This window comes from Acinetobacter sp. AG3 (genome assembly GCF_022343575.1).
Lineage (GTDB): Bacteria > Pseudomonadota > Gammaproteobacteria > Pseudomonadales > Moraxellaceae > Acinetobacter > Acinetobacter guillouiae.
Genome location: NZ_JAKQZD010000001.1, coordinates 124,061 through 137,784 on the forward strand (window position 1 = coordinate 124,061; position 13,724 = coordinate 137,784).

The 13,724-nt window shown below is 40.1% G+C and carries 9 protein-coding genes; 5 read left to right on the forward strand and 4 right to left on the reverse strand.

The features are described from left to right. Positions 1–438: 438 nt before the first annotated feature. Entirely contained in the window at positions 439–1,020 is a 582-nt protein-coding gene (locus L3V46_RS00570) for a DUF805 domain-containing protein (protein ID WP_239044694.1), read from the reverse strand. Positions 1,021–1,313: 293 nt separating this feature from the next. Between L3V46_RS00570 and acs the strand changes: the two genes are divergently transcribed. Both acs and L3V46_RS00580 read left to right on the forward strand, forming a co-directional pair. Beyond that, positions 1,314–3,257 carry an acetate--CoA ligase gene (gene acs / locus L3V46_RS00575; RefSeq protein ID WP_096735376.1) on the forward strand — a complete coding sequence of 648 codons (1,944 nt, stop codon included), beginning with the start codon at positions 1,314–1,316 and terminating at the stop codon, positions 3,255–3,257. Between the two features lie 169 nt (positions 3,258–3,426). Beyond that, on the forward strand, positions 3,427–4,611 hold the full coding sequence (locus L3V46_RS00580) for an acyl-CoA dehydrogenase family protein (protein WP_239044695.1): 1,185 nt from the start codon (positions 3,427–3,429) through the stop codon (positions 4,609–4,611). Positions 4,612–4,839: 228 nt separating this feature from the next. Here the strand turns inward: L3V46_RS00580 and ampC are convergent, their stop codons facing one another. The 3 genes from ampC to msuE form a co-directional block, all read right to left on the reverse strand. Then, the gene (gene ampC / locus L3V46_RS00585) at positions 4,840–6,015 is read right to left on the reverse strand and encodes a class C beta-lactamase (protein WP_239044696.1); all 1,176 of its coding nucleotides are present in this window, start codon (positions 6,013–6,015) and stop codon (positions 4,840–4,842) included. 302 nt (positions 6,016–6,317) lie between these two features. Further along, on the reverse strand, positions 6,318–7,436 hold the full coding sequence (sfnG, locus tag L3V46_RS00590; RefSeq protein WP_034614949.1) for a dimethylsulfone monooxygenase SfnG: 1,119 nt from the start codon (positions 7,434–7,436) through the stop codon (positions 6,318–6,320). Between the two features lie 46 nt (positions 7,437–7,482). Then, complete coding sequence (gene msuE, locus L3V46_RS00595; RefSeq protein ID WP_004723461.1) at positions 7,483–8,220, reverse strand: FMN reductase; 738 nt, start codon at positions 8,218–8,220, stop codon at positions 7,483–7,485. A gap of 378 nt (positions 8,221–8,598) precedes the next feature. Here msuE and L3V46_RS00600 point away from each other — a divergent pair, with 378 nt between their 5' ends. From L3V46_RS00600 to L3V46_RS00610, 3 genes are all read left to right on the forward strand, one after another. Beyond that, positions 8,599–9,252: a response regulator transcription factor gene (locus tag L3V46_RS00600; protein WP_004823671.1), complete on the forward strand. Its 654-nt coding sequence runs from the start codon at positions 8,599–8,601 to the stop codon at positions 9,250–9,252. A 235-nt stretch (positions 9,253–9,487) separates the two neighbouring features. Continuing rightward, positions 9,488–10,708: an MFS transporter gene (locus tag L3V46_RS00605; protein ID WP_239044697.1), complete on the forward strand. Its 1,221-nt coding sequence runs from the start codon at positions 9,488–9,490 to the stop codon at positions 10,706–10,708. Positions 10,709–10,974: 266 nt separating this feature from the next. Continuing rightward, positions 10,975–13,380, forward strand: coding sequence for a YgiQ family radical SAM protein (locus tag L3V46_RS00610; RefSeq protein WP_239044698.1), 2,406 nt, complete (start codon positions 10,975–10,977; stop codon positions 13,378–13,380). Positions 13,381–13,724 lie beyond the last annotated feature (344 nt).

The window sequence follows — 13,724 nt, forward strand, 5'->3', positions numbered from 1 at the left end:
TATTTTGCCTGAAATTTCAAATAAGTTAAGCTTTGATTACAGTTTTTCTTATGACGGACAAATAAAAATAATATTTGTGAATCAATATTCAACTCATATTAATGCATCATCAAGGAATGGGGTCTGTAGGCATTTCATAAATGGCTTGCGTTGTAGGTTAAAATTGAGCAGGCAAGGCATGAAACGAAGAGAATAGCGAGACTATTTTCGAGTTTCATAACGAAGGCTGAGATAATTTTAGCCACAACCCTGAGCAAGAACAAAGCACTGCTTTGTTTGCAGCGCAAGGCGCAGCGGGGGACTAGCGTGTTTTTTGCCGCTACGTCGTTACGAACTACTTATTTAGAATGACTAAATTTCGTATTTCGCGTCTAGTATCGCCTAAAAAACACACGTAGTCGCAAACATAGACGAATTGTCAACAGACCCCAATTATCCTTAAAAATATTTAGTCCCTTTTTCAATGATTGTTGTTGGATTTTCAATTTCTCCAGTTCCCAGCATAAATGACACTACGCTTACAGAGGTCAATAAGCTGATGATAAAGCCGATTAGCATCAGCCAAGCCATTAATTTTTCAATAAAAGTCGATGGACGTGGGTGACCAAAACGATTGGCAAGATTACAACCACGCGCAAAGAGTAAATACAGTAGCATCAAGAATTGCACAATGGGAATCAGCAATAACAGAATAAACCAACCAGATTTATTACGATCATGCAGCCTGCGAATAATCACAACCATCATTCCATATAAATAAAGACAGCTGAGTGCGAGGTAAGTGAACTGTCCTAATCCTGAAATCGAATTTATCGCATGTTGGCTGAATTGCAGTGAATGTAAATTCACAATGCCAAAGACTAGACCGAGGGCAAGCAATGCAATGGTAAAAATGAGATGCAAAAATCCAAACCAAGCAATATAACTCAAACGATTAAAGCGGCCTTGAGTAGAAAGGGGATGATCTACTGGTGATACTTGATGCTTTGAAAAAAAAGTCGACGATTCTTGTATTTGCATGACGATCGCGTCCAGTTGAATGAGTTCGGTAAGGAAATGTTTTTTTCTGAAAAAAACCATATGCACTTCTGAATACAAATTATAAGATCAAAAAAACTCCATAGATATTGAAAATTCGAATATTTTGGCAAATGACTTAAGATTTTCCGATGGTTAAAGTGACCCTCGTGTCTACGACCAAAGCACAATTGTTAACCGAAATGCGCTATCGTAATACTGAACACATGCAGCAAATAAAATCAAGAACGTAGGCATACATCTCGTGATGAGGTGACAAATCAAGGAAGCAGAATATGAATGAAATCTATCCAGTTCCAGAACAATTTGTTAAAACAGCAAGGACCAATGAACAAGAATACTTCGATCGTTATCAACAGTCAGTAGAGCATCCAGATGAGTTTTGGGCAGAAGCTGCAAAGAAATTGGACTGGATTAAGCCATTTACTCAAGTAAAAAACACCAGCTACGACAAAGATAATTTTAAAATTGAATGGTTTGCAGATGGGCAACTGAATGTCAGTGCCAACTGTTTAGATCGTCATTTAAAAGAGCACCCACTGAAACCTGCAATTATTTGGGAGGGGGATCATCCATCTCGCCATAAAATCATTTCTTTTGAGGAACTGCATGATGAAGTGTGTCGTTTTGCCAATGTCTTAAAGAAAAATGGAATCGGGAAAGGTGATCGAGTCATTTTGTATATGCCGATGATCCCTGAAGCGGCGATTGCCATGCTGGCCTGTACCCGAATAGGGGCAGTGCATTGTGTGGTATTTGGTGGATTCTCTCCAGATTCATTGGCAAGTCGGATAGATGACAGTCAAGCCAAATTGGTGATTACCGCTGACCAAGGTATGCGTGGTGGTAAAACGATTCCGTTAAAAGAAAATGTAGATGCCGCATTGGCGCTGGATGGAACCACTTCGGTTGAAAAAATGATTGTGGTGCATCGTACAGGCCATCCAATAACAATGCAGGAGGGGCGTGACCTGTGGTACCACATGGAAATTATGACGGTCACAGATATCTGTCCGCCAGAACCGGTGAATGCCGAAGATCCTCTATTTATTTTGTATACGTCTGGGTCAACCGGAAAGCCTAAAGGGGTGTTACATACCACGGGGGGGTATTTAACCTATGTCAATTCAACTTTCCGTGAAGTTTTTGATATTAAACAAGATGATGTATTTTGGTGTACTGCAGATGTGGGCTGGATTACGGGGCATTCTTATGTACTTTATGGACCATTATCCAATGGTACAACCACGGTCATGTCTGAAGGCATCCCACAATATCCAACATGGGCACGCACAGGGCATATTGTAGATAAGCATAACATTACCATTCTCTATACTGCACCAACAGCGATCCGCGCCATGATGCGTGAGGGTGACGCTTTTGTGCGTGAAAGTGACCGTAGCAGTTTGCGTCTATTGGGTACCGTGGGTGAGCCGATTAATCCAGAAGCATGGAATTGGTACTATACCGTTGTGGGTGAAAGCCGTTGTCCAATTGTGGATACATGGTGGCAAACTGAAACAGGCGGTATTTTAATTTCTCCACTGCCGGGCGCAACCCCACTTAAACCGGGTTCGGCCACTCGTCCATTGTTTGGCGTACAACCGGCATTGGTTGATGCTGAGGGTCAAGAACTCGAAGGTGAAGCAGAAGGCAATTTGATTATTAAGAATTCTTGGCCGGGGCAAATGCGGACCATTTGGGGCGATCCTGAGCGATTTATTGAAGCGTATTTCTCGACCTATCCAGGCAGTTATTTTACTGGTGATGGTGCGCGTCGTGATAAAGATGGTTATTACTGGATTACAGGCCGTGTAGATGATGTTCTGAATGTTTCGGGCCACCGTTTGGGCACTGCTGAAATTGAAAGTGCCTTGGTTGCGCATGCAAAAGTCGCTGAATCTGCAGTTGTTGGTATGCCACATGAGATTAAAGGGCAAGGCATAGCGGCCTATGTGACCTTACAGGCGGGTGAAGCTGAAACTGAAGAATTACGTAAAGAATTGGTCAGTTGGGTACGTAAAGTGCTGGGACCTGTGGCAACACCTGATGCAATTTATTGGGCACCTGCTTTGCCAAAAACCCGTTCTGGAAAAATCATGCGACGCATTTTGAGAAAAATTGCTGCCAATGAGCTAGATAGTTTAGGCGATACTTCTACTTTGGCTGATCCAGGTGTGGTAGATCAGTTAATTACGGAGGTTAAGGCCAATTCTTAATGATTGAAGTCTCTTGATTTTGCTAGCCAAAAGTTGAATACCGTTAGAGAAATTCTAGCGGTATTTTTTTGTTATTGATTTTCAAACTACAGAATAAGTAATGCAGGCATTGAGATAAGGAAATCTTACTTGATTTGATAAGCTCAAGACACTGGGAATAAGAGTAAATATGATGAATGCACCTCAACAGGAGGTAAACCTTTCTGCTTTAGCAACGGCAAAGCAATTGGCAGAACAATTTGCGCAGACTGCTGCTGAGCGTGATAAAGCAGGTGGTAATCCAAAGCTGGAACGGGATTTGATTCGTCAAAGTGGCTTATTGGGACTGTCTATTCCACAACAATATGGCGGGCAAGGAGCGAACTGGAAAACAATTTTCCAGACCATTCAAAGTATTGCACAAGTCGATAGCTCCTTGGCACATGTATATGGCTTTCATCATTTATTAATCGCCACCGTACAGTTATTTGCTCAACCTCAACAATATTCGGTATGGTTTGAACACACTGCCCGCAATAACTTGTTTTGGGGCAATACGTTAAATCCTTTAGATCAGCGCACGAAGGTACAACAACTCGCTGAGAACGACTTTATTTTTCATGGTGATAAAAGCTTTTGCTCAGGATCAATAGATTCAGACATACTGCTTTGTTCGGGCTTTAATGATGCTGGAAAATTACTGATAGCTGTGATCCCAACACGTCGAGAAGGGGTCAGTTTTTTAGGCGATTGGAATAATATGGGGCAGCGTCAAACGGACAGTGGAACCAGTCATTTTGAACAGGTCAAAATTCACAAAGATGAGTTATTGTTAAATCCAGGACCATTAAGTACACCTTACTCCAGTTTACGACCTTTGATCGCGCAATTGATTTTTGTGCATCTGTTTTTAGGCGTTGCTGAAGGTGCCTTTGACCTTGCAAGACAAACAATACAAAGTCAGAAAGCATGGTCAACGTCTTTGGCTGAAAATGCGGTGAATGATCCATTTACCCAGAAGCATTTTGCTGAGTTTTATGTACAGCTTGAAAGTGTACGTTTACTTGCCGATAAAGCCATTGCAGCATTGCAAACGGCTTGGAATATTGGTGAGCAATTAACAGCAGAACAACGTGGTGAAGTCTCAATTGCCATTGCGACTGCAAAAATTGCTGCAACCAATAGCTCACTGTTTATAACACAGAATATTTTTCAAGTAATGGGTGCTAGAGCGACAACAGCCAAATTGAATTTAGATCGTTTTTGGCGAAATGTCCGTACTCAGACTTTGCATGATCCGATTGATTATAAGTATCAGGAAGTAGGGGAATGGGTATTGACTGGGAAAGTGCCTGATCCAAGTTTTTACGCTTGAACCTAAGCCGACCGATGACATTTTATAGACGTTCATTCCTAGCGCTTTAGCGTTGGTATTGCCATATCTTAGATTGAAAAAATCTGTGTTGGATAAGGGGTAGCTGTTATACCCCTACCAACAGCGACAATTATGTTGCCATGCAATAGATACAGTATGAATGATTTAACAAAGCACAAAGCACAAAGTACAAAGCTAAAGCCTAGCCCGATCTGACGTGTTTTAGCATCAAGGATGGGATTTTTGCTTTAAGCTATTGAGCACTTCATACGCTGCCTTAATTCGCTCAGCATTGGGAATTTTTTTATTCATTAACATCACCAAGCCAAAGTTCTCTTGTGGAATATAAATCACATAGGTCCCAAAACCATTGGTAGAGCCAGTTTTATGAAAGACTCTTGAACCAGTCTTCACGAGGGTTTTTTCAACGGGGTTAGATTGCATCACAACCCGATCAGAATTGCTTTCTAATAGTGTGTTTAATGTGGCTGGGTAGCTGAACGATTCCCAGCCAAGGGCTTGGGTCATACCACCCATTTTAAAGTAACCGGTATGTGTCGCTAGAATTGCAGGTTTAATCGCTGCTTTGGCTTGATCTGGATTTAAGTTTAAATTTAAAAAATGTAGCATGTCAGGTAGGCTAGATTTCACCCCATAGGCTTGCGCATCAAAAGCGCCAGCAGTGACCCGAAGCGGGTGATTATTTTGATCATAACCAAAAGCATAGTTGCCTTGTTGTGCTTTAGGAACTTGGACATAAGTATGTTGGAGTTCTAGTTTGGGGAAAATCACTTGCTCTAATAAAGCGCTAAAAGGCATGTTCATGGCTTTAGCGGTCGCTTCACCGAATAGCCCTATGCTTGGATTAGAGTATTGTCGAAATTGACCAATCGGGTTTTTGACTTTCCAATCTTGAAAATATTTAAGTGTTTGCGCATCTGTTTTTATTTGATCAGGAAATTGCAATGGAAGATTACCACTGGTGTAGGTGGCCAATTCTAAGAGTGTGACTTGATTAATGTCTGAGTTTTTTAATGCAGGTATATATTTACCAGGATAGTCTTGAAGAGAAATTTTGCCTAAATTTTCTGTATAAGTGCCTGCTGTTGCAGTAAATATTTTACTGACTGAGCCTAGTTCAAAAAGGGTATTTTTATTTACGACTTTCGCATTCGCAAGTGATTGTACGCCGTAGTATTTTTCATAACTTTTCCCGTTATACAAAACACCTATTGCCATACCAGGCACTGCATAAGTTTTCATTAATGGCTGAAATGCAGTATTCATCGCAGTTTCAACCTTTATAGACGTTGCAGGTATCTCATTGGCGTTTACATAGCTCGTCAAGCTCATACTGCCGATGAGGACGCAAAATATCGTTTTTGTTTTATTTAAAACTACCATGCCCACTTTTTCCATCTATGCTACAAAAAGGGCGTATTTTAAAGTTGAAAGAAATTTTTTCCAAGATTGCGGTTGTTGAGTATATGTATAGAACAAATACACTCGATGATTCAATAAAACAAAAAGCAAAAGTAGGTTAATTTATATAAGGATAATTGTACTGATTTATACGATTCTATTTTTATAAATACTTTTTATTTATTCTAAAAAAAATCCCTCAAGCCGAGTCAAGAGGGAAAGCTGCAAAGCTGTTTTAGTTATTTATTGTTGTTTTCACAGCACCATCGATGAAGAGATAAACCTTAAGCTGATTTTGCAGTAATTTGATCTTTTTGCGCTTCTTCAATTTGACGAACCAAAGGCAAGACCTTTTCACCGAAATATTCAACTTCTTCGATGAAATGTAAAAAGCCAGATAACACCAGATCTACCCCTACATTTTTGAGCTCAACAATACGTTCGGCAATTTGTTGTGGTGTACCAATCAGATTAGTTTTAAAGCCATCGTTATATTGCACCAAGTCTTCAAATGTTGATTTTGCCCAGTTACCTTCACCTTCTTTAGATGCCGCACCTGCCTCACGGGTTGCATCACCAAAGGCATTGACCGCTTCAACATTGGCTTGGTCGATAATCTCTTGCAACACCGCTTTTGCTTCTTCTTCAGTATCACGAGCAATGATGAAAGCATTGACCCCAATTTTGACTGAGTGATTATTTAGCTTGGCTTTTTCACGAATATCATCGATTTGTTTTTTGAGTTCCTCAGGTGTGTTGCCATTGGTAAAGTACCAATCCGAAACACGCGAAGCCATGTCACGTGCAGCACGTGAACTTCCCCCTTGGAATACTTCAATATGGGGTTTCTGCAAAGGCTTTGGTTTTAAAGTGTAGTCTTTAAACTGATAATATTTACCATCAAAGCTATAATTATCCGTTGTCCAAATACCTTTTAACGTACGAATAAACTCTTCAGAACGAACATAGCGTTCATCATGTTCAGGCCATGGCTCACCAATGGCATCAAACTCGCCACGGAACCAACCACTTACCACGTTAATCGCAATACGCCCATTGGTCAGATAGTCAATGGTCGCCAACTGTTTTGCGGCTAAAACAGGTTTCCATGGTCCCGGAAGAATTGCTGCAATCACTTTTAATTTTTCAGTCTTGGCTAAAAGTGCATGACTAAAACTCACAGATTCATGTTGATTTTCAGCGCCATACCCTGCGGTAAAACGAATTTGGGTGAGGGCATATTCAAAACCACTTTTTTCGGCAGCTTGTGCCAAACGGACATTGTAGTCATAGCTCCAGTCTGTCCGTTGTTCAATATTACTGACCACTAAGCCGCCACTGACATTGGGAACCCAATAGGCAAATCGAATTGCTTGGCCATTATTCGATGAAAACTGTGACATATCATAACCCTCAATTTTTTATGATTTATTCATAACAAGGTTGCGCTTAAGCAACCTGTGATTGTGGTGTTTTGGATTTTGCATGTAGACGAGACTCTGCCGCATCCAAGTCTGGTATCGCCGCGGAAGGAAGCACATCATCTTGCTCAATCTGTTTGTTGATGCCTAAATTTTGATTGGCTTGTTCTGTTTTGGCTTTCACCACTTCTGCTCGCTGACCTTTTGCAGGCGCCCATTCTAAAATTGGCAATGCACGTGCGACAGCTAAAGTGATACGGTCTTGGATGTGTTCACTTTTAATGGTGTACTCAGGCGTAAAGTCACGATCTGTTGCATAGACACCAATAGGCAGCGTTTGCGCTTGAAAGAAGCTAAATAATGGACGTAACTGATGTTCTAGAACTAAAGCATGACGGTCACTACCACCCGATGCAGCAAGCAATACAGGAACATCGACTAGCGCTGTTTGTTCAACAAAATCAAAGAAATGTTTAAATAAACCAGTAAATGATGCACGATAAACAGGTGTTCCCACGATGAGCGCATCTGCTGCTTCTACGGCAGCTAAGTCATCTTGAACACGTTGTGGCAGTTGGTTGCGATAAATTGCGCCCCCTAACAAATGGCCTATTTCACTGAATTTAATAAAATGAACATGAATCGGTGTTGCCTGACCCAGCTCATCTAAAATCGCTTGAACTAAACTTTCGGTTTTTGAAGGGTTATTTAATCCCCCTGAAACAGCAACAATATTTAATGGTTTTTGTTGAGTATAAATAGACATGTTGGCAACCTAATAAATTGAATCTCGGAATGCCATTCATTAATCTATATTTGACGAAGCGCTGTAAAATAATGAAAAACAGATTGGTTATCTGTTTTTAAGATAAACCGGAAAGACATGGAATAATGCACGATTTTGTCTTTTAAGTATTTGAAGTTAAATAATATTCTTAAAATGAATAAGTAATTCATTTTTAACTGTTTATTTTATATTTAAAAGTGATATTCAAATCTTAATTTCGATAAATGACCTAAAGATTGTAGGGAATTTTAATTAAAGCCGACAAATTATTCAAAAATTCGTTAATATTTACGTATCCTAAATAGCAATAGTGCGGTTAGAATGAAATAACTGCGCTAGAGATCTCTCGCTTCGCTTATGAATATTTTAATCGTTGATGATCATCCACTGTTTCGCCATGCGTTAATTCAGGCGGTTCGTTATAGTTTGCCACAGGCTCAAATTAGTGAAACTGCGGCTGTTAATGAATTTTATGAGCGTTTGGAAAATGGTCCAGAACCAGATCTCGTCTTGTTGGATTTAAATCTGCCAGGCGCATCGGGTTTCTCTGCATTGGTACATGTTCGTGCACAGTATCCTGCACTTCCTATTATTGTGGTTTCTGCTCATGAAGATGCGTCCATTATTCAACGTGCAATTGCACATGGCGCAATGGGCTATATTCCTAAATCTGCACATCCAAGCCATATTGGGGAAGCAATTCGCCAAGTGCTGGATGGTGATATTTGGTTACCGCCAAACTTACCCGCAGCGAATATGAATTTTGATCCGCGTGCCGCAGATGAAACCGCTTTAGCTGAACGTATTCAATCGTTAACACCTCAACAGTTCCGTGTATTGATGATGGTTGCAGAAGGTTTATTGAATAAGCAAATTGCTTATGAACTTGATGTTTCGGAAGCGACCATTAAAGCGCATGTGACAGCAATTTTCCGTAAATTAGGTGTACAGAACCGTACTCAAGCGGTACTCGCAATCAATGCACTCAATATTGAAGAACGAAAAGTTTAAGATTTTTGCTGGTTAAATTTAACCTCAATATATTGAAAAATTACGAGAAGAGTGTATTAAAAAATACGCTCTTTTTTATTTTCTGATTTCTGCATTTCCTCATGTAATTTTATTCTAAATCAAATATTTAAAATTCATATCTGACTTGAATGATCAAGGCATAGTCCGCAATAATACTTTAGCTTTTATCAAGAGTTAAAAATAGGCGTATACTGAACGGACATGAGGAATAATTATGTCTGAAGCACCTGAATCTACAGCTTATATTGAGTATGGCACTCGGCCTTTTATCGCAATTTTACTTTCATTGTTTTTAGCTGGCTTTGCTGTATTTTCATCGTTGTACTGTGTTCAGCCGATGATGCCATTTTTGGCAAGTTTTTTTCATGTTACGCCAACCCATAGTAGTTTCCCGCTTTCATTTTCCACCATTGCCTTAGCCTTAGGGCTTCTTTTTGCAGGACTGATTTCAGATCGTTATGGTCGTAAGCAGATCATGGCCATTTCTTTATTCTCCACAGCAAGCTTGTTATTGCTGAGTTCGTTTTTACCGTATTGGGAAATATTTCTTGCAACACGCATGATGATTGGCTTGGCTGTCAGTGGTGTTGCTTCTGTCGCAATGACCTATATCGGTGAAGAAATTGCACAAAAAGATGTTGGCTTTGCCATGGGACTGTATATTTCAGGGACAGCAATAGGGGGAATGGGCGGGCGTTTGATTGCAGGGGTATTGCTGGATTATATCTCTTGGCAAACTGCGACGATGATTATTGGTCTACTTAATTTATTGATCGCGATTACATTTTACATAGCCTTACCTGCCTCTAAACACTTTAAATCTTATCCTATTCAATTCACACGTTTTATCGAATCCTTTAAGAAAAATCTTTCTGACCCAAAGCTCAGATTATTGTTTGTCGAAGGTTTTATTCTGATGGGATGCTTTGTGACCGTGTTTAATTACATGAGTTATCATCTGTTAGAAAAACCTTTTGAATTGTCACAAACATGGATTGGTTTAATTTCGATTGCCTATTTATCTGGCATTTATAGTTCACCTCGTGCAGCCAGTTGGAGTCGTCAATTTGGACGAGGTAAAGTGCTGATTGTGATGTTCTCAAGCATGATTTTGGGTTTATGGATGATGCTGATTCCATCATTATGGGTGATCTTGATTGGCCTATTGATTTTTACTTTCTCATTTTTTGCCGCACATTCCACATCAAGCAGTTGGGTATCAGTACAATCCTTACAGTATCGCGCTGTCGGCTCTTCGCTTTATCTATTTTGTTATTATCTTGGTTCAAGTTTCTTGGGCAGCAGTAGTGGTTTAGTCTGGGAAAAATATGGATGGTTTGGCCTAACGGTTACGATGACCTGTGTACTTTGTATCGGGCTCTTGGTGGCTTTAAAACTCAATCAAACGCAGCATAAAGATCAGGCAAAAGTATGAGCGGCTGCATCTAAATAGCGTTAAATAAGTTTTTCTATTCAATTTCTCTGCGCTTTTAAACAATCCATCATGATAGGTCAATTTTCCTTTTATAACGTATGACGAATACCTTTAACATCTTAAAAAGCTATCAATAACAGACTAAATAGAAGATAAGAAGAAATGTTTACTTTTTAATCAAACAACATGAGTAAAATTCATGGTAAAATGATCAACTTTCATTTTAGATCTCTCCCGATCGCCAACTGCCAATCGAGAAACTCACCATGTCGACCGCTTATACTGCTCAGACAGCGCCTACTGCGTTGTTTGATTATGACAAATATTGGGCATCGTGCTTTGAACCAGCACCATTTTTGCCAATGTCACGTGAGGAGATGGATCAACTCGGTTGGGATAGTTGTGACTTTATTCTGGTATGTGGTGACGCTTATATCGATCATCCATCGTTCTGTTCAGGAATTATTGGCCGAACGCTTGAAGCACAGGGTTTTCGTGTCGGGATTATTGCACAACCAGATTGGACTTCTGCCGAAGCATTTAAAGTATTAGGCAAACCGAATATTGCATGGGGTGTGACCGCGGGTAATATGGATTCTATGATCAACCGCTATACGGCTGACCGTAAAATCCGTTCTGATGATGCATATTCACCAGATAATCTACCCAATAAACGTCCTGACCGTGCAGCAACTGTATATTGTCAGCGTTGCCGTGAAGCATTTCCTGATGTACCCGTATTATTGGGCGGTATCGAAGCATCATTACGCCGTATTGCACATTATGATTACTGGTCAGACAAAGTTCGTCGTTCAGTGCTGATGGATTCCAAAGCGGATTTATTGATGTATGGCAATGGTGAACGGTCTGTTGTTGAAGTTATGCATCGTCTTGCCAAAGGCGAAAAAATTCATGAAATCACCGATGTTCGTGGTACGGCATTCATCGTCAATAAAATTAATCGTGTTTCTAAAGCCAAGTTTGTTGAAATTGCATCGAATGATGTTGATGCGATTGGTCGTGTTGACCCAATCATCAATCCATATGTAATGACTGAAGATTTAGATGGTTGTGAAATTGAACAAGGCAAAGGAAATTCTTTAACCCAATATCAAAATTTCCAAAAAGAATTGGTGGCAAATCCTGTTGTTCGTGAAGGTGATCAACTGGATGAGAATACCCAGATTGTACGTTTATTGCCGACATCTAAAGCAATTAAACATAAATTACCGCCGCGTGAATTGGCTGTGATTCGTTTGCCTGCTTTTGAAGAAGTGGCAACGGATCCTGTACTTTATGCACATACCAACCGCATCTTGCATCTTGAAACCAATCCGGGGAATGCTCGTGCATTGGTACAAAAGCATGGTGAACGTGATGTATGGTTAAATGCACCACCGATTCCATTGACCACCGAAGAAATGGATTATGTGTTTGACTTGCCTTATGCGCGTTTACCACATCCAGCTTATGGTGAAGCGCGTTTCCCTGCATTTGATATGATCAAATTCTCTGTAAATATCATGCGTGGTTGTTTTGGTGGTTGTACATTCTGTTCGATTACCGAACATGAAGGTCGTATTATTCAAAACCGTTCAGAAGAATCAATTTTACGTGAAGTTGAAAAAATTCGTGATACAGCCCCAGGTTTTACAGGCATCATTTCAGATTTAGGTGGCCCAACTGCAAACATGTATCGCTTGCAGTGTAAAGATCCTGAGATTGAAAAGAACTGTCGTAAACCTTCTTGTGTGTATCCAGGTGTATGTCAAAATTTACATACTGACCATGCGCCACTTACTCAACTTTATCGCAAAGCACGTTCATTAAAAGGCATCAAAAAGATTCTGATTGGTTCAGGCTTACGTTATGACCTTGCGGTATTGAACCCTGAATATGTCAAAGAACTGGTTCAACACCATGTTGGCGGTTATTTAAAAATTGCTCCAGAGCATACCGAGAAAGGTCCATTGTCGAAGATGATGAAACCGGGAATCGGAACCTATGATCGCTTTAAACAGATGTTTGATCGTTTTAGTAAGGAAGCGGGTAAAGAACAGTATTTAATCCCGTACTTTATCGCTGCGCATCCGGGAACAACGGATTATGACATGATGAATCTTGCGATCTGGCTTAAGAAAAATGGCTTCCGTGCCGATCAGGTGCAAACCTTTTATCCATCACCAATGGCGACAGCGACCACGATGTATCACACGGGGAAAAACCCGTTGGCCAAAGTGGCTCGTTATACCGAAAGTGTGGATATTGTCAAAGGTGAAAAGCGTCGTCGTTTACACAAAGCCTTCTTACGTTACCATGATCCAAACAACTGGCCATTACTACGTGATGCATTACGTGAAATGGGCCGGGTAGATTTGATTGGTAATTCTAAGCATCATCTAATTCCAACTTATCAACCGCAAGGAACAGAAGGACAATACCAATCTGCGCGTAAGAAAAACTCGACTGTAGACGGTGATTCGCAAAAGCGTACTGGGGATAGCCGTAACTCACAGGCGAAAACGCAATCGCGTCCTTCCAATACCAAAAAGCGCCCTGAACGTGGTCAAATATTGACGCAACATACAGGTTTACCGCCGCGTGAAACGGGTGATAAAAAACCATTTGCTGGAAATAGCAAAACAAAGTCTAAGTCAAGAAGTAGAGCTTAAGTGCTGTTTGAAATAGTAATAAGAGAGGATGCCTAAGCATCCTTTCTTAAATCAGCAATTGAATAATAAAAATACGCAACTGTGGATAACTCTCTGTAAACTGTTGAAAACTTTAGTGTACTAAAAACACACAATTCTCGAATATCCTTGTCCTACAATAGTACGCAAGATTCATTAAATTCAGTTGTATTCGCATTCAATACACGCTATATATGAGGTGCAATTCAATTCATTTGGTTGAAATACCAAGTGAATAAAACAAATAATAGTTCAATAAATAAGTTAAAAATGTGATTTATTTGATTATTTTGAAAAAGCAAATATGAGAATGCGTCTGGCATATT